Here is a 22,104-nt window from a genome sequence, read left to right as displayed (position 1 = left end):
ATGTTGCCATTCTTACAAATTCTTCCTATTGCCCAGACAACACCTGTACCACCACCAGCTGAGGAAGTAGTCCAAACTCAACAAGTTCGTCCTCTACCAGGAAAGCTAGATCGGATTCCTACCTTTAATAGCAATAGCCCAGAAAAGGTGTTGAAAGAAGGAATTCTCCTTTCCACCTTTCCCTCAGCAGGGAAAAAAGTGCCAACTGCACATCTAAATTTCCCGTTTCAGGGACGATTTGATATTTTTGCCCACCACGTCGCCGAAGCACCAACCCCAGATAATTTGCGATCGCTATATCTGGGAATAATCTTGCATAACCCAGGCAAACAACCAGTAAAGGTGAATGTTTTCCAAGGGGCAACTTATTTGAGTCAACCAGATGCACCTTTTATAGAATTGCCATCCTTTACTCAAAACATGTTGGGAACAGTTTTCGCCGGGCCTGGCGATCGCGTTATGAATGATGTTCTGCGAGGACGCCGCCAAGATATTTTTCCTGCCCAAATCATCATTTCTGGTGGGCAAAGTCAGATGTTATTGAATGCGCCTATCCCAGTTCAAGGACTGACACCGCCCTTAAATGGTCGGTCTACCTTAATTCGCCTGCGGAGTAATGGCACTGTCTATGCAGCTAGTCTGGCAATGTTTGCGCCTACCAATCCTGATGGCAGTGAACGTGCCCCTACTCTCCAAGAGTGGGAAAATTTACTTAATAATGGTGATTTAGCATTACCTCGCGATAAAACCCCCACTCCTCTAAAAAAAACTGACAAACCCATAATCTATGGACGAGTCGCCGGCGTAGCCCAGGGTTCCTTCTGGCGAGCAAATATTACAGATAGTCCCAAAGTCAAATACCTAACCATTCCCCAACCCGGTCAAGCTTATTCCTATGCTTTAAGTACTGTACATCGCGGCACATTAGGGACTGGTCAAATTCAAAGTGCGCCGATGCTGGTGCGCTATCCTGACACTGCCTATCGCGCCCACGGAAATTACGGAATCCAATACAGCCTGAAGTTACCACTATATAACAATACTCAAATACCACAAAGAGTAACTATTTCAATGCAAACACCCCTCAAAGAAGACCAGTTAGTCCAACCGGGGTTACGCTTTTTGAGTACACCAGGGCGGCAAGTATTCTTTCGTGGTACAGTGCGCTTAGGCTACAAAGATGACCAAGGCAAGCTACAAACCCAGTTTGTGCATTTGGTGCAAAGGCAGGGTCAGCCTGGAGAACCTCTAGTAGTTTTAAATATGAAAGCAGGCGACAAAAGATTGGTAAAAGTGGATTTACTTTATCCACCAGATGCAACACCACCGCAAGTCTTAACAGTTCAAACTTTGAAGAACAATAACTCTCTTTAAAATACAAGGGTGTGTTAAGGCTATGTAAGGATTTGAGCGTCCTTTGAGAGTTGGAATTAGCTGCAGGGTACCACTGGCGTGGCGGTGCGTTACGCGCTGCTTTAACGCAACGGCAATAAAGGGGAGGAAAATCCACACCCCTTTTTGCCTCCCCTACGTATCTTTTCAAAAATCAAATACTAGTCCTATATATCCTTAAAGCACATATATATTTAATCGTCAATTATATATGTGCTTTAAGGTGTGTTTACCCTGAACTCATCCGCAGTTATTAGTCAGGATTGTTTCACACAGAACTGACAATGACTTAATCATCATCGTCTCGAGGGTTCCAATCATCAGGCTCAATCTGTAATGGTTTAGGAAACGTGTTAGCAATGGATTGCCAGGGTATAAATTTAAAGTTGGTGTTTGCTCGCACTTCACCTGCATCATCTAAGACCTCTGGGATATTCTCACCATCTTGAGTAACAAATAGACCCAGTGGAAATTCACTGTCTAAGGGCACGTTGATAACAGCCGCTCCGTCTGATTCTTGCACTCCATCTACCGTTGTAGTATCAACGATCGCAAAACTACCAACAAAACGATTGTTGTCTTCTCGTTCGTAGACGGCAAAGGTGTTATCACCTTGGCTAGATGCTAGCAAGTAGCCCTCATCATCGTCTGCATAGTAGATGGTTAGTCCTTCGACATCTGCAGAAAGGTGTTTGCCCCCATAGCCTGGATCGTTACTGAAGTCAATTTTGCATTCTTCTTCCACCGGGTCATAGGTATAGGGAACACCAAACTCACGGACTCGATCTAAGAGGATAGGGCGGGTGGAGCCTAGCGGCAGTTTAATCTTCCAAATGCCAACATCCTCTTGGCCGGCATAAAGCATGCCTAGATCCCGATCTACAACCATGCCTTCTACTTGGGGGAGTTCACCCGGATCTTCACAGGGAGTCCAGGTTGTGCCATTGGGTAACTTGAATTGACTGGGAAGATTGAGTTGCTTAAGCTTACGATAGGTAATTTGTCCCCGATCGGTCTGTAGTAACTCAACTAGAGCAATGGCTGTACGGTTTCGCTGACTCACATAAGCAAACGATCGCCCTGACTTTGGCTCCTGGTAAACAGCAATCCCATAGGCGGTTGCCTGCTCATTAACTTGAGTTTGGCTGCTGGAAAATATAAACGGTACATTAGCAGCCGTCACATCAGTTAATGGCGGCTGACCTGAGGATGCCGCTTGGGGATTAATGCTGTAAATACGCAGCTTGTCCGAACCGCGATCGCTCACGACGGCTAGATCAACCTTCTGATTGTTTAGAACAAAGCCATAGAGCACATCAACGTTATTAAAGCGGCCTGGGCTATCGTCAGGAGTTGGAGCTGGAGGTGCTGCAATAGATTGTAGTTGCACTCCCTTGAGGTTATAAACTGCGAGTCCAGCCTCTTTGAGAGTACTAACAACCAGACTCTTAGAAGGTGAAAATGGATGTACCCAGATGGCTGGATCGTCAGCATCCGCATTGCCCCCGGCATCATCATCAAAATTTGAGGGAGTTTCTAACTTGGGCTGAACTGAAACTGGAGTAACAGTGTTGCCAAGTACACTACTGGACGAGGTAAAAAGGGCAGTGGCCAATGTCAAGATAGCAGCAGATCGAACTAGAGCGGCAGCACTCTCATTTCTAAACTTCATTGTTACTCTCATTACATTGTTGAAGTATGAAACTGTAACAAGTGAATATGAAGTTCAATTTATAGCTGGGTTAAGTTTAGGGAAGAGTTCATTCTCTCTTTAACGTGATGCCAATTTAAAAAATGATTGCGACAGATGGATTGACACAACCTCGACAGAGACAGTAATTCCCAATCCAAAATCTAAAATCTAAAATCCAAAATGGTATGAGTCTTTAGGATACACCAACCGACAATAGTCTTCCAAAATCCTCTTTAGGAAGAGTTTAATTGTGTGGGGATCGTCATTGGTCATTGGGCATTGGAAATAACCAACCACCAACCACTGTACGGGCGGGTTTAGCTATCAAACTTTTGAGCTTCCAAAGACGAGATATCTATTCAAACCCGCCCCTACTAACCACCAACCACCAACCACTAACTACTAAGAACTTTCTGTAAAGTCAGCAATAATTCTTTGACGGTGTAAGGTTTTGACAAAAATGTTTTGATGCCAACAGCGGATGCTTCTGTGAGTTTACTGCTAGACATGAGTCCGCTAGTGGCAATAATTTTGACTTCTGGGTTGATTTTTTGCAAGGTACGGATAGCAGTTAAACCATCTAGCGACGGGAGCATCATATCCATCAGTACAGCACTGATTTTATTTCGGTTTTGGGCGTATAGGGCGATCGCTTCAATGCCATCACTAGCAATCAGTGTGTTGTAGTTATGAGTCTCTAATGATGCCCTGGTAATTTCTTGAATGGCAGGTTCATCATCCACAACCAAAATCAATTCTCCCTTGCCTGCCAGCGGTTCTAATTGTTGTGTGGGTTCTGTTTCTGTTCCCTGCACTGCTGGCAAGTATACTTTAAAGCTAGTGCCGCGTTCTATCTCACTGTACACATTGATAAAACCACCGTGGCTTTTGACAATGCCAATCACTGTAGAAAGCCCCAGCCCCGTGCCTTTGCCTGCTTCTTTTGTGGTGAAGAATGGCTCAAAAATTCTCTCTAAAATTTCTGGGGGTATACCAACTCCAGTATCTGCGATCGTAATGACTGTGTACGGCCCGACTTTGGCTTCCAAGTTCATGCGAGCATAATTTTGATCAATCAACAGATTTTCGGCAGAAATAGTCAAAGTGCCGCCATCAGGCATGGCATCACGGGCATTAACGCAAAGATTCATCAGCACCTGGTGCAGTTGCGTACTATCTCCATAAACTGTCCATAAGTTTTTCGGTACATCCATAGAGACTTCAATGGATTTGGGGAAAGTCTCTCTGACAATCTTGACAACTTCTCGGATCAAGTGCCTGACTTGTAAAGTTATGCGCTTGCCTTCCACTCCCCGTGCGAATGACAAAACCTGCTTGACGAGATCTGCTCCCCGTTTGGCACTGTCTTCGAGTATTTCCAGTAGATGTTGATGTTCCGACGAGTAAATATCGGGGAATTTGAGTGGCAGCAGTTGCGCTACAGCTAGAATCGGAGTCAGGATATTGTTAAGGTCGTGGGCAATACCGCTTGCTAAAGTGCCAATACTTTCTAGGCGTTGAGCGCGAAATAATTGCGTTTCTAGCTGTTTTTTCTCGGTAATGTCGGTATCAACAGTAAGAATAGATGTCGGCGTACCGTCTTCTTTGCAGACTAAAGCCCAACGGCTGGCAACCAAAACTTCTCTGCCACTTTTAGTTACTCTTGTTAACTCGCCCTGCCATTGACCTTTACTAATAACTGTCAAAAGTGCCGTTTCTACCTCCGGCGGAGGTTCATCAATATATAAAAGTTCGATTACTTTTTTGCCGTAAGCTTCTTGGGGACGCCAACCGTAGAGATTTTCTGCGCCTTTGTTCCAGAATATAATGCGATTATCTAAATCTTGCACAAAAATTGCGTCTGTAGTTACATCCAATAATGCAGCTTGTTCGCGGATTTTTTCTTCGGCAAGTTTGCGATCGCTAATATCAATACTGGCGCAGGTGATGCCCACTACCTCTTGTGCTTCATTCCGCAATGGCTCCACTGTCAAATCATAATATCGCGTACCTTGGGCAGTATGAATCGATACTTCTTCTCGTGTTCCTATTCCAGTGGCGATGACGCGTTGTTTGATATCCAAAAGCAGTTGGGCATCGCTAGCGGCAATGAAATCTGAGTCCCGTTTACCCAAAATTTCTTCACTAATAAAGCCTGGAGAGGAGTTATAAACCCAGGTATACCGTAACTCTTTGTCTTGGTTAAAAACAACAATGGGAGAGTTTTTGAGTGCTACTCGAAATCTCTCCTCGCTTTGGCGTAATGCTTCTTCTACCCGTTGTCGCTCAATTGCGTAGCGCATGCAACGCACTAGCAAGTCACCATTTACTTGCCCTTTAACCAAGTAATCCTGCGCTCCCTCCTGCATGGCTCGAATAGCCAAATTTTCATCGTCCAAGCCTGTCAGCACGATGATGGGAATAGCTTGTGCTTGGTGATGCATGTTAATAAAAGTTTCCAACCCTTGGCTGTCTGGCAAAGAGAGGTCTAATAAAATCACATCAAAGCTGTCTTGCTTGAGAAATTCAAACGCTTGATCCAGACACTCAACGGTAATTAATTGAAACTGTGCGGAGGTGACATCCGATAAAAATTCCTGCAACAGACAGATATCACCAGGGTTATCTTCTATCAACAAAACTTTGATAGGTTGTTCTGCCATTTTTAGTTAAAAGTCAAAAGTCAATAGGCAGGGAGCAGTGCTTTGTATGAGGGAAAAGGTTAAAGGTTAAAGGTTAAAGGCTTCTAAATTCCTTTTCCCCTTACCCTTGCCCCCTTACCCTTATTTATTCCGGTGGCAGCTTGACAATCGTAAACCAAAAACTTTCTATGGATTGTACTATTTTAACGAACTGATCGAAGTCAACGGGCTTGTTAATATAGCAGTTAGCAGAGAGATTATAGGCTCTAAGAACATCTTCTTCAGCTTGAGAAGTCGTCAGCACAACCACAGGAATTCGCCTGAGTTTTTCATCTGCTTTGATTTCTGCCAGTACTTCCCTCCCGTCTTTTTTGGGCAGATTCAAATCGAGCAGCACAATATCAGGGTGCATTATATTAGCATATTTTCCCTCTCTACGCAAGAATGCAATCGCCTCTACGCCATCCTCAACTACGTTCAAGTTAACAGAAATTTTGCTATCTTCCAGAGCTATTTTGGTTAACTCTACATCGCCGGGGTTGTCTTCTACTAACAAAACCTCAATAGGCATAAAATCTGCTGAAATATTCATGATGGCGTATCTATCCTATCCGGAATTGTGAAGTAGAAGGTTGTTCCTTTACCGATTTCCGACTCCACCCAGATGCGTCCGCCGTGGCGTTCGACAATTTTCTTACAAATTGCCAAGCCAATACCAGTACCGGGATACTTGCCCCGGGCGTGTAAACGCTGAAAGATGATGAAAATGCGATCGCGATACTGCGGCTCAATGCCAATTCCATTATCGCGCACCCAGAAGAGCCATTCGTTTTCTGTAGGGGAATAGGAAGACAAGGGAGAGGGGGAGAGGGGGAGAGTGGGGGAACATAGAGAAGTATTTTCTCCTCTTACTTCCCCTACTCCCCTTACTCCCCCTACTCCTTCATCTCTCCTGGCTACCCCAATATGAATTTGCGGTGTCAGTTCGCTGCGGAATTTGATGGCGTTACTAATTAGGTTCTGGAACACCTGCACTAACTGGGTAGCGTCAGCCATGACTTCGGGTAGAGGTTGATCGTGGGTGATAACTGCACCACTTTCGGCGATCGCAATTTTGAGATTGGCGATCGCCTGTTGCAAAACAGTATTGCAGTTTACAAGCTTAAAGGGTTGACCGCGGGTGCTGACGCGAGAAAAGCTTAACAAGTCATTGATCAAGACTTGCATCCGGCGAGCACCATCTACAGCATAGGCAATGAAATCATCGGCTTTGGCATCCAGTTGGCTTTTGTATTTTCTCTCCAGCAGTTGCAAATAACTAGTTACCATCCGCAATGGTTCTTGCAAATCGTGAGAAGCAACATAGGCAAACTGTTCTAATTCGGCGTTGGAACGAGCAAGTTCTTCTCTTTGCCGGGTTTCTTGTTCTAATAATTGAGCTTTGGATAGGGCAATACCAATTTGGTTTGCCAATTGTTGCACTAACTCGATTTCCCAGCTACTCCAAGTTCTGGGACGAACACACTGATGGGTGATGAGCAAGCCCCAAAGTGTATCTCTAAAGATAATCGGTGCTAGTATATGAGCTTTGACACCAAGATTTTCTAGAAATTCTCGATGGCAAGAATGAACGTTTTCTGACCTAATATCAGGAATTATATTCATTCTCCCCTGACGATAAGCTTCTTGATAATTTTGGTGAAAGCAGGGGTCAAACAGTTTTTGTCCTAGAATCGAGCTACAACCAGGTACCACTGCCTCTTGTACCACTGTTCCCAAACCATCACTCCCAAATCGAAAGATGATAACTCGGTCAGTTTGCAGCAGTTTTTGAATTTCCGTAACTGTGGTTTGGAGAATTTCTTCAGTTTGCAAGGACTGGCGAATTTTCAGAGCAACTTCAGCCAAAAGTTGCGATCGCTGGTTTTGCTGTCTTAATTCTTCTTCTGCTTGCTTGCGTTCGGAGATATCACTCAGCGCTCCCACTATCCGTAGCGGACGACCATTGGGATCTCGAACTGCTTTGCCCCGAATGAAAAACCAATTGTAGGTGCGATCGGCTCGGCGCAATCGCAGTTCCATTTTATATGGTTGGTTGAGTTCTAAATGTTGGTAGAGTAACTCCGTAAATTGCTCTCGGTCTTCGGGGTGTACCAGTGGATAAAGGGATTCATAAAAGTAATTTTTTTCTTCTGTGGGTGACAAACCCAAGAATTGGTAAAACCGTTTTGACCAAAAGCATTTATTCTGAACAAGATCCCAATCCCAAATAGCATCATTAGTTGCATCTATTACTAACTTTAATCTTTCCTCACTCGCTCTTAAGGCTTCTTCTGCTCGTTTGCGCTCAGTAATGTCCAAGGTCACACCAATCATGCGAGTTGGTGTACCATCAGTATCATAGATGGCGCTACCCCGTGCCAACACCCAATGTACGCTGCGGTCGGGCCAGATATTGCGGTACTCAGCCTCATAATCAATTTTTTGCTCCAAAGCTTGCCTGACAGACTCTCGTACGTAGGCGCGATCGTCAGGATGAATACATTCAAACAGCAGTTCATAGGAAAACTCTGTTTCGGGGTTTCGACAAAAATTCGCTTTACACTGGTTGGATGCAGACAACTCCCCTGTTTGCAAATCGAACTGCCAAGAACCAAGTTTAGAAGCCTGCAATGCTAGTTTCAGCCGTTGTTCGTTCTCGCGCAGTGCTGCTTCTGCACGCTTGCGATCGCTAATGTCACGAGTAACCGAAAGCAGGGCAATAATTTCTTGCTTAGCACTGCGCAGAGGAACACAGTGAGTTTCTAGCCAGCGACGAGTGCCTTTGAGACCAACGATTTCAAACTCCAGCCTTCCCGATTTACCTTGAAAAACACTCTCTGTGAGTTCTTGGAAAGCTTGACGATGCTCTTGGGCGATCATCGGGTAAACTGAGTTACCAAGAACTTGGCTTGGGGAATCAGCTTCAATCATCGCCAGTCCCGCAGGATTCATCTCCAGCAGCGTACCGTCTGCGGCAAGCAATTTCACACACTCTGGTTCTGACTCAACTATAGTGCGCCGCAGATTTTCGCTTTGAGCTAGTTTCTCTTCTGCACGCTTGCGATCGCTAATATCAATCCAAGAACCGACTATTTCTAAAGGCTGACCCGATGCATCTCGGACTAACGTTAATTCATCTCGAACCCAGCGATAACTACCATCTTGGTGCTGAAAGCGATATTCACAGGTAAGGTGTTCCTGTTCAAATAAGGTAGCGAGTTCAGCTAAGGCACGGGGAGCATCTTCTGGATGGATATGGTTAGTCCAAAATTGAGAATCTTCAAGAAAGTCACGGCTTTCATAGCCCAGCAAAGAAGTAATATTGTCACTGATAAAGGTAGTGGCAAAATCTCCATCTGGCTGGCAAGAATACATCACAACTGGGCTAACGGTCAGTAAGTGGCGCAGTCTTGCTTTGGCGATCGCCTGTTGTTCCTCTGCTCGTTGACAGTGGGTAGTGTCCCTGAGTGTCCCAGTCATAGGTAATGCTCTACCGCTAGATTGGTATTGTTGTGCTTGCCTAATTTGCAGTTGGATCGTTACTTGCCGACCTAGTTTCTGCAAGGCCGCTACCTGTTGTGAATTTAGTTGTCGGGGTTGACTATCCATCACACAAAGAGTGGCGATCGCGTATCCCTCGGGTGTAAATAGGGGTATGCCTGCATAAAATCGCACATAGTAAGGGTCTGCGATTACCGGGTTTTTCGCCCATACCTCATCTGCTAAAGTATCGCTAATAATTAAAACATCATCTTGCTGAAGGCAAGCGGGACACATCCCGACATCACGCGGTAATTCTGTGACATCCCAACCAACTTTTGCCTTCAACCACTGACGGTTTTCATCGATGAAATTGATACAGGCAATTGGCGTTCCACAAATAAGGGCTGCTAACTGGGCAAGATTATCAAAAGCTTCTTCGGGTTCAGTATCAAGAATTTGATAATGACGGAGGGCTGTTAGTCTTGCACTTTCTTGATTAATAGGTAGAGCTTTCATTAAAGTTAATGAAGCAATTCAATCTTCCAGCTTCAAAATAGTAAAACCCAAAATCGGCCAACTTCAGGTTGCTTAATATTTGCAAACTAAATGCACCATTACTTCATCATTTTTTAAAATACTGAATGATTTCTGTAAAACTAGTTTTTCACATAAGTTTTTTTAGAATTTTGTTAAAAAGCTAAACAAAAAACCAGGGTGATTCATATTGCTTGTATCGTGTGTTGCTTTCCCTGCTAAACAAGCCCCGAGTCTTGCTCGACGGCGAGGTTCTGCCCCCATGAGCGACTGGTGTAGACGCACGCAGCGCGCTGACTCACTATTACCGATTACCGACCTTCACAGATATGATAAGTGTTCAAACGGACAGGATATCAGGGAGTGACCCCTGGCTTAATCATCCACCTACTCTGTTTACATTTCAGTCATAACTAAGTTCATTCTCAAAATCACGATTTTCGCTAGTCAATACTGCGATCAATAAACAATACTTTAGTTGGTATGGTCTCTCCAATCTTGGCAGTTCAATATCACACCGCTACTTTTCTCATTTAAGCAAATGAAGATAAACATGATATGACAGTCCACGAAATGACCGACAAAAAGCGTTCTGATGATTACAAGCAGATCGGCGGCTATGTTCCTGTAGAGATGGCGCAAGAGTTCAAAAGTATCTGTGCTCGTGAGGGATTGTCCCAAAGCGAAGTACTAAAAGAGATAATCTATGAGTGGCTGGCTCAAAGAACAACTTCCAGCCCCTTAAACCCCGGACAGGCAAATCAGACAACAATTGCCGATTTGGTTCTAGCCAATATGAAAAAACTTAAGCGTTCTGGGGTAATGAACTTGCAAGCACTCGCTAGAAGGGAAGTGCTGCCCACTCCAGGGGATTTTGCTATCATTACGTCTACTTTGGGTATCCCTGAGGAAGAACAAAAAATGATTTGGCAACAAACTTTTAATTCTGGATTTTAGTGGACGATCCGATTTTAGATTTTGGATTGATTCCACAGATAAATCAGGGGCTTGTACCATCAAGGAATTATCGGCCAATAATGCTGGCGTTGCATTAGTTGGCATTGAGGGGACACTCCCGAATGAAGTTAGGGAGATTCGCCCCATATTTGATCGGGGGGTTGTCGAGGCGCTTCTTAGTTGCCCGCAGGTAGCAACTAAGAAGCGCCGTCCGGTAATAGGTAAGAACTTGTTCTAATTTTCCCAATTACCCATTGACAATTATCCATTACCGGGTGACGTGCCGTTTCCTCCATTATCTTTTAAAAACCAGGCTTCCACGTCGCCCAACACAGGTGAGTGTGTTTGCAGGTATCTGGCTAATGAAATACAAGCAATTGACATAACACATTCATAACTACGTCATATTCAGTTGATAGCTTGAAAGTGTCCTTGCTCATGGTTTTCTGGCATCTCAAGAAATTAAACTGAATTCTGCTCTCAGATATGTCTGTTATTTTCTTGACCGCATTTTTAGTGAGTCTATTAACATTTTCTGGTTGGGCTGCGATCGCCTACCTGTTTCCGAGCAATCATTCTAAAGACTAGGGTGTTTAGTTTAATTTAGTAATTCCTTGATACAATCAGGTGGCGCTAATTAATGGGTTATAAGCTGTGCTGGCAGCCTTACTTTACGGGAAAGAAAATTTACGTCTAGAAAAAGTTGCTGACCCCACTCCTAGAAAAGGAGAAGTAGTGATCCAGGTGGGAGTAGCAACAACGTGTGGTACAGATTTGAAAGTGTGGCGTCGCGGTGGTCATGCCAAGATGCTCAAACCTCCAACTCTTTTTGGTCATGAAGCCGCTGGATGCATAGTAGCTGTAGGTGAAGGTGTTACGGGTTGGCAAGTTGGCGATCGCGTGGTTGCTAATAATTCCGCGCCATGCATGAATTGCTTTTTTTGTCAACGCCAAGAATACTCGCTCTGTCCAAATTTGACTTGGAATAATGGTACTTTTGCCGAATATTTAAAAATCCCCGCGCCGATTGTCCAGCATAATTTATTGCCAATTCCAGAAGATTTATCCTATGAATTAGCAGCAATCACAGAACCTTTGGCTTGTGTGCTGCATGGGGTAGCCCGTGCCAATGTCAAAGCTGGAAATAGGGTAATAGTCTTGGGAGATGGAGCAATCGGACTGATGTTTGTGGCCAAGTTGGCTTTTGATATGGGGGCAGAAGTATTGCTGTTTGGTGGTAATGACGACAGGCTAACAATTGGTAAAAAACTCGGTGCAGCACAGACATTTAATTACCGTCAACTACCAGATATACCCACTGTAGCCAAAGAATTTACAGATGGGTGGGGTGCAGATGTGGTGATTGAAGCTACTGGCTTACCTAGCGTCTGGGAAACTGCTATTGCTTGCGCCCGTCCCGGTGCTACTGTCAACTTATTCGGTGGTTGTCCGCGAGATACAACAATTACCGTCAACACAGAACAACTCCACTACAGCGAACTTACCCTGAAAGGAGTATTTCACAACACTCCTGAGTTTGTGAGAGCAGCCCTAGCACTGATTGCTAGTCGCAAGATTCCGTTTGAACTATTAATCAGCGAACACCGCCCGTTAAAAGATTTGGAGGCAGTGTTTTGTGACATGCGATCACGTAAGGTAATTAAAGTGGCGATGATTCCGTAGCGTTGACGAAGCATGGAGCTACATACTGGGAAGTTGCGATCGCACATTTTCAGCGACCCTGATATTGACGCTTATGAGTCAACGAAAGTCAGAGGCAGTGTATATAATTCGTTGATGCGACGTATATAATTCGTTGATGCTACATTTAAGACCTTTTTCAGAGGTCGATTCTTTGTGGGAAACCTACGATGAATACAGTTCCAAATGGAACAAAGCAGAGGTCGCCCTAAAAAATAAATTCAACGGGTAATCAACCTCCGCTTGATCAAACTCAAAAATCTCACAAAGAAAGGACAAAATTATGTCAGAAAACATTAACATCAACGAAGCGATCGAGTTGTCTGAGCAGGAATTAGACGTTGTGGCAGGTGGTATGCATTTATACCCTGGTTACTACCTTGGCTATAACGACAACTACAACTTCAACGACAACTACAACCGCAACGACAACTACAACCGCAACGAAAACTACAACGTCAACGTTAACAACAACGTTAACAACAACGATAATCGCAACGACTACGGCAAGGGTTATTAATAAGGGTTATTACTAAATAGACTAAATAGACCGCTTGCAAAAGTAAACCATCTTGAATTTGGGTAGTTAGTTGTTAGTAATCAACATTTTTTTATTAACCACTAATCAAATTCCCTAACAGCATGAAATTTACTTTTGCAAGAAGTCTAATGTTCTTAGGCAGAGTTCCTAAGGTCTATTTTCAAACTCTTAGATCCCAATACGATTCAGTTAACGTTGCGATCCCCCCTAGCCCCTTTTTAAGGAGCTAGGGGGGATCTTCAATAATCAAGTTCTGCTAACTGAACTGTATTGTCCTATACATCTAGCTGTAAACGCGTAGTGTCTTGCCGCAAGATGTCACTAAAGTACCGTCTATATAACTCACAACTGAGCATGACCTGATTTCCTTGCAGAGTAACAAGTCCCATACTGTGTAACTTAAATGCTAAAAGTTGTTCTAACTCTACAGGTTTTGATGACTTCAGTACCTGCTCGTATGCTGCTGCTAATTGAGGGTGTTCTTGGAGATTACGTAAATGCCGATGCAGATGATTGCTATAAATGCCCGCATCTGTTGCAGCCATTTGTACTAACTGATTGAAAGTTAGATCGTGCTGTGCTAGGTGATAGAGAGCTTGTTGCACTAAATAAGGATGTCCTGCAACAAGTTGCATTAACTCAGATATTTCACTCTCCAATAGGTGCAATCCATAACGCTGTTGCAAATCAAGCACCTGTTTGGTTGTAAATGCCTGTAATTCAATTGCCAGTCCTACATTAAAAGGAGACTTATTAATATCCAAAGGAATATAGACTTCTGTAGAATGGACGATAATCAGGCGCAGATTTTGCCAGAGAGGATTGCCGCTATCTCCATAAGCTGCTTCTTCGTACCACGATCGCAACAACGTAAAGAAATCATCAGCAATTTCTGGGTGTAAAAACACCTCATCAACTTGATCCAAAGCTAAAACTAAAACACCATTAATATCTGGTAGCAAACAATCTTCAAAGTAAGCGGTACAGTTGCTCTTGCTGCCAAAGGTTTCACTCCAATAATCCTCTACTCGGTGTGACAGGTGCAGCTTGCGAGTAATGGATGCACAGAACCAGCGCAAGAACTTGTCCAAGTCAGTGAAAACTGCTCGATCTGCTTGCTGTAAACTGAGTGCAACGGTGTGTACTTCCAGATCATCCCCTACATCAAAATTCTGTTTTTTGGCATGGGTTAGAATTCTGACCATCAGAGAAGTCTTACCCATTTGACTGGGCGCTTTGATGCGAATTAGCGCCCCTGGTCTAATAATCTCTTCATAACAGCGTGACTCTGCGGGAGGGCGTTCTACATAAAAAGTAGAGTCTAGTGGTACTAGTCCAACTGGTGGCTCTAATTCTAAAGAAGACGCACAGAAGTTCCCCGCGTCCCCGCGTCCCCGTCTCCCCGTGTCTTCCTCCTGACTTGCTCGCTGCGCTAAAACTGCCATTAAATTAGTTTTACTGACTTTTTCTCCCAGACTAAATGAAAGGGTCTGCCACAGTTTTGGCCCGACATCATGCTTGATGTATTCAGGAGTGTAACCACTTTCTAACGCAATTTGGTCATATTTCTGACCTAACCAAGCTCCCCGCAAAACAGCAACTTCAATATTTCTTAAATGTCTAGAGGTCTTGGCGAAAACGGCCGTATCCGCCAGTTTCAAGGCTAGTTCAAAAGGTATAATTTGTTCTCCACTACTATCTGTCATTTTTCTTACTTAATTACTAGGCAAGTTTCCATAATTGCTTTTTCCGCGACCTGTTTGAGCATCTCAGACAAAGGATGGTCTGGATATTGCAAGCAAAACAGTCCACAGCTGCCCAGCTGCACCATATCTTCCGACAATGGCAAGATACCTGCTACTGGAATTTTATAAGTTTTCTCTACTTTTTTTTGTAGTGCTGAAAAGTCCATCTTGATTGGTGTCTTGTTGATGACCAGCATCATGTTGCGGACTTTGAGCTGACGGGCAACATCAACTGTAACTGCCGTTCCCTGAAAGTCTTGGCGATCTGGGCGCAAAATCACAATTAACTGGTCAGAAATAGCGATAGATAATAAAGTTTCTCGACTAAGACCAGGGTGAGTATCGATGAATAAGTAGTCTATCTCCAATTCTTCGATCAAGCGCCGAAATCCACTATTAAGTAGACTAACGTTGTATCCTTCGTACTCAATCCTGGCGATTTCATCAGCATTTATACTATAAGGAGTCAGGAAAACTCTGCCCTTACCCTCTATTCCTAAATGAGAACTGACATCGCAGGCTGTGTCACTAATTGAACTGCGATTCCATAAATAGTCATTTAAGGTATTGCTTGTGATACTTTCATCAGTACTAAATAGGGCATGAATACCAGGAGACTTAAGATCAGTATCCACTACAGCAACTCGGTTTCCCTTTTGAGCGATCGCCACTGCTAAATTTGCTGTTAAGTTAGATTTACCAGTCCCGCCCCGAAAAGAATGAATAGCAATAATTTTAGACATAAGACACCTCTAACAACTATCGTCAGCAACTTCTGAATTCCGGAGGTGTTCAACTTCTATTTGTAACTGCTGAAAATAATCAGTCTTAGTAATCTCAGCTACCTGGCGTGCTACTTGATTTAAATCGATCTCAATCTGCATCTCCTGCATTTGGCGTCTCAACAATTCTTCACTCTGCCACAGTGCCTCTGGTGATTTGTGCTTAGTCGTAATAGCGAGCAAGCTTGACAATTCAGCCTTCTCCTGCTTTAAAGCAGCCAATTCTTGCTTCAGTGTGGCAATTTCTGCCTGTAATCTATTTTTCGTCTCTTGTGACTGAGACTGAGCCTTTTGTTTTACCCTATGTCTCCTGATTTTTTTTTGGAGTTGCTTAGAGGGTAAAGGTATAAGCAGATTATTCGCCACATCCATGAAACCATTGAACGCGAGAATACTGGCAATTGCATTAGCGTTTGCCTGTATCGTCGAGTGAGCAGTAGTTTCGATGCCAATGTAAACAGGATTTTCGGACATGATCCACTCCATTGTCATTAAAGCCAGTGTAGGAGCGTGCTGACCGAAGGAATTTATCTTTTCATCCTTCCATCTTTTCTAGGATCGCTCTATCAGCTGACTTGGCGAAAGATCAGTTTGGAGTAGATCAAGGCTGAAAAACTGGTCTTGACAAAATAGAACATATACGATAAAGACTGACTACAATGCTTAAGACTAGATAATTTCAGTCTGTGTTTCTGAACTGCGTCTGGATATCACTGTAAGCAAGCTACCCACGCATGAGATACTACAGTTCTAATTACGAGTTGGCAGATAACTGTAATAAACCAGGGAAATCTTACGGAAGATGACCAAGAGGTGATTATGAACTTATCACAAGCTTATTTAGAATGGCGGGAAGCTACACTACAAGAAGGGCAACGCCAAGTAGTAGAAAACTTGTTGCGCGTCCGGTTTGGCTCACTAGATGAGGAATTGCAACGAGTAATTGAGCCTTTGCTACAGTTACCACCGCAAGAGTACAGTCGCTTGTTACTCGAATTATCCCGTGAGGAGTTGTTGACGAGATTTGGCGGTGGTTGAGTCAAATGCAAACACGAAGTGAGAATTTTTCAGCTAAATTTCAATGCTCATTCTGGATTCACAGGTGAATACTCCCCAAACCGCCAGCGTAAAGGAGTAGCATTTCGGGTTTCCAAAATTTGCTCTACCTCAAACTCAACTAAACGCCGCGCTCCAGCAAAATCACTTAATCGCTCTGCATCCCAAATCACCTCTGCTTTACCAACTAATTGCAGAGTATGTCCCTCTTCAAAATCAATAAACAATAAACCTGCACCTGCATTCACAGCCAAGTTACCGAAGGTCTGAAACATATTGTTACCAGCGTAATCGGGAAACACTAGCTTGTTACTATGCACAACTTGCACAAACCCTGGATATCCGCCTCTGTGAGATGCGTCTGCGCCAACTTCTGGATGGGAACTAGCAATGAAAAAAGTATCGGCTTGGGTAATCCAGTATTTATCTGTCTGATTCAAAGCTTCTCTGGTGAAGATTACAGGGTTTTCTAGAGATTCTGTCATCCCTGTTTCTAAGTGACGCACTTGAATATACTTGGGACAATTAAAAAAAGCTTGCTCAATATTGACCTTGATCTTACCTCCTGGCTGAATCTCTGCTTTGCCGTTGAGACGTAAACGCCGACGGTTTACTAAATCAATTACAAGTAGACCGATTTGTGGATTATTGTGCAGGTTATGATACAGTAAATCATCTGATAAGAGAAATGCATCAATCTGTAAAATCTGCTGGTTTAACACTTGCACAAAACCAGGTTTTCCTGTGAGCAAGGATGCCCAAACTCTACCTTCCGTGTCTACTGTACTAGCAATAACCAACTGCTGGGTGCGGAGAAATTCTTGAGCAGCTGGTTTAATGACATTACCGATCAGACTACACAAACGTTGTGCTTCTTCTCGCACTCCCGCTTGGGTTTGGACTGCAATTTCTCCAGAATGAAAAGACATTGGGATTTTGGATTTTAGATTTTAGATTTTGGATTTTGGATTGCTTACAATCCGGGCATATTTACATATCTTGGTAGTTGTTTTATCCGCTCAATCCAAGCAATTACACTGGGATAAGGTTCTAAATCAACTTTGCCTTCTGGTGCTAATCCGATATAGGGAAAGCAAGCAATATCAGCAATTGTTGGATGTTCAAGTTCCAACCATGTTCTATTTTGCAAGTGTTCGTTCATGATCTGAAGAACTGGCTTACTTCTAATTTGTGCTGCTTCCCAATCCACATCCATTTGAAAGCGAAAGTGCAATCTGGCGATAAACACACTGTTATTAATTTCGTTAGCAGCAAAGGATAACCATTGCATTACCTTAGCCATTGATTCTGGTTCTAAAGGTAGCCATTCTTCTGTTCCATATTTTCGCGCCAGATAAACTAAGATTGCTTGGGAATCACGAATAACTACATCTTCATCAGTCAGTACGGGAATTTGTCCTAAAGGATTCAGTTTGAGAAACTGAGGCGATTTATGTTCTCTGTTTGGAATATCAACTATTATCTGCTCGTACTGAAGCCGTAACAGGGAAAGCATCAACCTTACTTTGTGACAATTTCCTGATAACTCTAGGTCATAAAGTTTAATCATGAAATTTTTCCTTTGCTAGTAAAATATACTCAGTATATTCAGCCACTGCATGAATATGAATAATATTTTCAATTTTTGATGATGTAACCTTATTTGCTCCAGATCAGTTTTGCGATCGCCAAGACAAATAAAACTGATCTAGGCAAAAATTTATTAATATGTTATTGCAAATCATGTTTGAGTTCTGCGATATTTATACCTATAAAAAATACGTATAAAATAGGACGCATAGAAAATATAGTGGCTACTCTCAAAGCTTCTCAACAGGGACTAGCAAAAATTAAGCAAGCCAGAATTGCAAAAGGGTGGTCTGTCGATGATTTTAGATGGATTCAGTCAGCTAGTGAAATTTTAGGAGTCTGTTGGCAAGAACAAGGAGTTCTGGCTTTAGGCATCTCAGAAGGAACTTGGAAGCGCTTCTTAGCAGGAAAATACCCAATTAATGCTGAGGCGTTTAAAGCCTACTGCCAAGTTTTGGGACTGAGTTGGGAAGAAGTTTCAGAGAAGGAGTCAAAAGTTGTACAGACGTGCCATGGCACGTCTGTACAGAGTCAACAGTTATTCTCCGCGTCCCCGCGTCCCTATGTCCCCGCGTCCTCCACTCCTCACACAGACTGGGGCGAAGCGCCTGATGTCTCAATTTTTTATGGACGTGCAGAAGAATTAAACACAGTTCAACGGTGGATTGTGCAAGAAAATTGCCGCTTGGTGATGCTGCTGGGGATGGGTGGAATTGGTAAAACCACTTTGGCTGTCAAGCTGGCGCAACAAATTGTTGTAGAGAAGCGACATGTTGCTTCTCTACATTATGTAATTTGGCGGAGTCTTCGCAATGCTCCCCCAGTTGAAGATATTTTGGCTGAGTTGATTCAGTTTTTATCCGGACAGCAGGAAACAAATTTACCAGCTAACTTAGAAGGCAGAATTTCGCTGTTACTAAAATATTTACGTTCGTTGCGTTGTATGTTGATTCTGGATAATGCTGAATCAATTTTACAGGCGGGCGATCGCACTGGTAGTTATCGTCCTGGATACGAAGGTTACGGTCAACTTTTTCGCTGTATCGCTGAAACTTCACACCAAAGTTGTCTGCTGTTGACTTCACGGGAAAAACCGAAAGGACTATCTCAATTCGAGGGTGAACTTTTGCCTGTACGTTCTCTGCAACTTACAGGTTTACCAGAGAATGAAGGACGCTCATTATTTAACGTCAAAGGAAAGTTTACAGCTACAGATGCCCAATGGCAAATCTTGATTTCCCGCTATGGTGGTAATCCTCTGGCTCTCAAGATTGTGGCGTCTGCAATCGGAGATTTTTTTGATGGTAATATTTCGCAGTTTTTAGATATTTCTCAGCAAAGTGCGTTTGTCTTCGACGATATCCGCGACTTACTCAATCAACAGTTTGATCGTCTCACAAATTTAGAACGGGAGATTATGTACTGGTTAGCCATCAACCGCGAACCAGTTTCATTGCGGGATCTGCAAACAGATTTTGTTACTAATGTCTTATCCCGTGAAATGTTGGAATCGCTCAATTCTTTGCAAAGGCGATCGCTAATTGAAAAAAGCGCCAGTAGCTTTACTCAACAACCTGTGGTGATGGAATATGTAACTAACCAATTAATTGAGCAAGTTAGTCAAGAGATAGTCAGCCAGAAAATAGCCATTTTTAGAAGTTATGCTTTGATGAAAGCGCAAACCAAGGATTATGTGCGAGAAACTCAAACTGGTCTGATCCTTCAACCGATTGTGAATGAATTGATCGCACAACTTGGTAGTCCTGAAAATATTGCTAGTTGTTTGAGTCAAATTCTCTCGCATCTCCGAGGAAAATCACCCCAAGAAATGGGGTATGCAGGGGGAAATGCACTTAATCTTCTGCATCAAGCACAGGTTGATTTAAGCGGCTATGACTTTTCCCATCTAACTGTTTGGCAAGCTTATCTTCAGGATGTAAACTTGCATGATGTTAATTTTGCAGGCTCAGATTTATTATCATGTGTTTTTACTGAAACACTAGGCAATATTTTGTCAGCTGCTTTTAGCTCAGACGGTCAGCTTTTAGCAACCTGCGACACCGACTGTAATGTCCGTCTGTGGGAGGTGAAAACAGGAAAATTATTGTTGATTTGTCAGGGTCATACCAACTGGGTACGCTTTGTGACGTTTAGCCCGGATGGAGAAATTTTTGCAAGTTGTGGTGCAGACCACACAGTTAAGCTTTGGAATGTCGCTGATGGTGTTTGTATAAAAACGTTGATTGGACATAATCATGAGACATTTTCCGTAGCATTTAGTCCCGATGGTCAAACCTTAGCCAGTGCTAGTGGCGATCGCACAGTCAAACTCTGGGATATCCGTGATGGTATTTGCCTGAAAACGCTGACCGGACATACAGATTGGGTGCGTTGTGTTGCTTTTAGTCCGGATGGCAAAACTTTGGCAAGTAGTAGTGCCGATCGCACAATTAAGTTATGGGATGTTGCTACAGGCAAGTGCTTAAAAACACTCACAGAACATCAAGGTTGGGTGCGTTCAGTAGCATTTAGTCCAGATGGGCAAACTTTAGCCAGTGGGAGTGGCGATCGCACAATTAAACTTTGGAATTATCACACAGGCAAATGCATAAAAACTTACACAGGACATACCAACAGCGTCTATGCAGTTGCTTTTAGCCCCCAAGGAGAAATACTTGTTAGTGGTAGTGGCGACCATACTGTTAAACTTTGGGATTGTCATACCCACACTTGTATCAAAACACTACACAGACAAACCAATGAAGTCTGTTGCGTCGCTTTCAGCCCAGATAATCAAACCATCGCTTGTGTCAGCTTAGACCAAACCATGCGGTTATGGGATTATCGCAATGGACAATGTTTAAAAACTTGGTATGGTAATACAGATTGGGCGCTGCCTGTTAGATTCAGTCCCAATGGGCAAATTATTGCTAGTGGTAGCAATGATAAAACTGTGAAACTATGGGACTGGCAAACCCACAAATGTCTGGGAACCTTACAAGGACATACAGACTTTATTTACGGGCTGGCTTTTCATCCCAATGGAGATATATTAGCTAGTGCTAGCACCGATGCCACAGTGCGATTGTGGAATGTGAACACAGGGCGATGTTTGCAAATGTTACAAGGACACACAGACTGGGCTTATACTGTGGCTTTTCACCCCCAAGGTGAGATGGTTGCTAGTGGTAGCGCTGATTGTACGATTAAACTGTGGAACTGGCACACCGGGCAATGTCTGCAAACTTTTACCGGTCATCGAGATAAAATTTTTGCGATCGCCTTTAGTCCAGACGGAAAAATTTTCGCTAGTAGCAGCGCTGACCAAACTGTAAGATTGTGGAATTGTGAAACTGGTCTTCTGCAAACTTTAGAAGCTCATGATGCCAGGATTTACGCTGCGATATTTAGCCCAGATCGTCAGACCTTAGCGACTTGCAGCACAGACCAAACAATTAAACTTTGGGATTGGCAGACAGGAAAATGTCTGAGAACTCTCACAGGACATACCAACTGGGTTTTTTCCATAGCTTACAGTCCAGATGGGCAGATTCTTGCTAGTGCTTCCCATGACCAAACAGTGAGAATTTGGGATGGGAAAACTGGGGAATGTCGCCATATCTGTGTTGGACATACTCATTTAGTGTCTGCTGTGGCTTTTAGTCCAGATGGGCAATTTGTTGCCAGTGGTTCACAAGACCAAACGGTGAGGGTTTGGGATGTGAAGACGGGGGAGTGTATAAGAATGTTGAGAGCAAAAAGACTTTACGAGGGGATGAATATTACTGGTGTGAAAGGAGTAACGGAAGCGACGATTTTGACTTTGCAAGCGCTGGGTGCGGTGGTGGAACAGCGATAGACTTAAACTGGAATTTCTCCTGGACAAAAAGAGCTAACACTTGCATAGAGAGGTTTTCAAGAGTCGGTCTCAAGTCCCCTAGTTTAA

15 protein-coding genes are annotated in these 22,104 nt (G+C 43.4%); 6 read left to right on the top strand and 9 right to left on the bottom strand.

Going from position 1 to position 22,104, the window contains the following annotated elements; genetic code table 11:
• Positions 1-1,374 (top strand): DUF3370 domain-containing protein, encoded by a 1,374-nt coding sequence (locus FIS9605_RS0111350; RefSeq protein ID WP_026732697.1) that lies wholly within the window; start codon positions 1-3, stop codon positions 1,372-1,374.
• 307 nt (positions 1,375-1,681) lie between these two features.
• Here FIS9605_RS0111350 and FIS9605_RS36805 read toward each other — a convergent pair whose 3' ends face one another.
• The 4 genes from FIS9605_RS36805 to FIS9605_RS0111330 all read right to left on the bottom strand — a co-directional run bounded on the left by FIS9605_RS36805 (position 1,682) and on the right by FIS9605_RS0111330 (position 9,768).
• Complete coding sequence (locus FIS9605_RS36805; protein WP_035139530.1) at positions 1,682-3,064, bottom strand: phytase; 1,383 nt, start codon at positions 3,062-3,064, stop codon at positions 1,682-1,684.
• A gap of 416 nt (positions 3,065-3,480) precedes the next feature.
• Positions 3,481-5,748, bottom strand: coding sequence for a hybrid sensor histidine kinase/response regulator (locus tag FIS9605_RS0111340; RefSeq protein ID WP_026732696.1), 2,268 nt, complete (start codon positions 5,746-5,748; stop codon positions 3,481-3,483).
• A 124-nt stretch (positions 5,749-5,872) separates the two neighbouring features.
• Entirely contained in the window at positions 5,873-6,319 is a 447-nt protein-coding gene (locus tag FIS9605_RS0111335; protein ID WP_026732695.1) for a response regulator, read from the bottom strand.
• Entirely contained in the window at positions 6,316-9,768 is a 3,453-nt protein-coding gene (locus FIS9605_RS0111330) for a PAS domain-containing protein (RefSeq protein WP_026732694.1), read from the bottom strand. The genes FIS9605_RS0111335 and FIS9605_RS0111330 overlap by 4 nt, the downstream gene beginning before the upstream one ends.
• Before the next feature lie 591 nt (positions 9,769-10,359).
• On the opposite strand from FIS9605_RS0111330, the gene FIS9605_RS36800 reads away from it, so the two are divergent.
• The 3 genes from FIS9605_RS36800 to FIS9605_RS0111315 all read left to right on the top strand — a co-directional run bounded on the left by FIS9605_RS36800 (position 10,360) and on the right by FIS9605_RS0111315 (position 12,964).
• On the top strand, positions 10,360-10,743 hold the full coding sequence (locus tag FIS9605_RS36800) for a ribbon-helix-helix domain-containing protein (protein WP_051470026.1): 384 nt from the start codon (positions 10,360-10,362) through the stop codon (positions 10,741-10,743).
• Between the two features lie 654 nt (positions 10,744-11,397).
• Entirely contained in the window at positions 11,398-12,426 is a 1,029-nt protein-coding gene (locus FIS9605_RS0111320) for a zinc-dependent alcohol dehydrogenase (protein WP_026732693.1), read from the top strand.
• Between the two features lie 301 nt (positions 12,427-12,727).
• Positions 12,728-12,964 (top strand): CTB family bacteriocin, encoded by a 237-nt coding sequence (locus FIS9605_RS0111315; RefSeq protein ID WP_026732692.1) that lies wholly within the window; start codon positions 12,728-12,730, stop codon positions 12,962-12,964.
• 296 nt (positions 12,965-13,260) lie between these two features.
• Here the strand turns inward: FIS9605_RS0111315 and FIS9605_RS0111310 are convergent, their stop codons facing one another.
• Genes FIS9605_RS0111310 through FIS9605_RS0111300 form a run of 3 tightly spaced genes read right to left on the bottom strand, consistent with a single transcriptional unit; the run spans position 13,261 to position 15,986 of the window.
• Positions 13,261-14,691, bottom strand: a complete 1,431-nt coding sequence (locus FIS9605_RS0111310; protein WP_026732691.1) for an AAA-like domain-containing protein — start codon at positions 14,689-14,691, stop codon at positions 13,261-13,263.
• A gap of 5 nt (positions 14,692-14,696) precedes the next feature.
• Positions 14,697-15,473: a MinD/ParA family ATP-binding protein gene (locus FIS9605_RS0111305; RefSeq protein WP_026732690.1), complete on the bottom strand. Its 777-nt coding sequence runs from the start codon at positions 15,471-15,473 to the stop codon at positions 14,697-14,699.
• A 9-nt stretch (positions 15,474-15,482) separates the two neighbouring features.
• Positions 15,483-15,986 (bottom strand): hypothetical protein, encoded by a 504-nt coding sequence (locus FIS9605_RS0111300; protein WP_026732689.1) that lies wholly within the window; start codon positions 15,984-15,986, stop codon positions 15,483-15,485.
• 345 nt (positions 15,987-16,331) lie between these two features.
• Here FIS9605_RS0111300 and FIS9605_RS0111295 point away from each other — a divergent pair, with 345 nt between their 5' ends.
• Complete coding sequence (locus tag FIS9605_RS0111295) at positions 16,332-16,550, top strand: hypothetical protein (protein ID WP_026732688.1); 219 nt, start codon at positions 16,332-16,334, stop codon at positions 16,548-16,550.
• Positions 16,551-16,597: 47 nt separating this feature from the next.
• On the opposite strand, the gene FIS9605_RS0111290 is transcribed toward FIS9605_RS0111295, so the two are convergent.
• Together FIS9605_RS0111290 and FIS9605_RS0111285 are read right to left on the bottom strand one after the other, a co-directional pair.
• Positions 16,598-17,497 carry a pyridoxamine 5'-phosphate oxidase family protein gene (locus FIS9605_RS0111290; protein WP_026732687.1) on the bottom strand — a complete coding sequence of 300 codons (900 nt, stop codon included), beginning with the start codon at positions 17,495-17,497 and terminating at the stop codon, positions 16,598-16,600.
• 44 nt (positions 17,498-17,541) lie between these two features.
• Entirely contained in the window at positions 17,542-18,138 is a 597-nt protein-coding gene (locus tag FIS9605_RS0111285) for a glutathione S-transferase family protein (protein WP_026732686.1), read from the bottom strand.
• 240 nt (positions 18,139-18,378) lie between these two features.
• On the opposite strand from FIS9605_RS0111285, the gene FIS9605_RS0111280 reads away from it, so the two are divergent.
• The gene (locus tag FIS9605_RS0111280; protein WP_026732685.1) at positions 18,379-22,017 is read left to right on the top strand and encodes an NACHT domain-containing protein; all 3,639 of its coding nucleotides are present in this window, start codon (positions 18,379-18,381) and stop codon (positions 22,015-22,017) included.
• Positions 22,018-22,104: the final 87 nt, after the last annotated feature.

This window comes from Fischerella sp. PCC 9605 (assembly GCF_000517105.1).
In the GTDB taxonomy this organism is placed as follows: domain Bacteria; phylum Cyanobacteriota; class Cyanobacteriia; order Cyanobacteriales; family Nostocaceae; genus PCC9605.
Note: the sequence above shows the minus strand (reverse complement) of the source record. Positions and strands in the feature narration are given on the sequence as shown.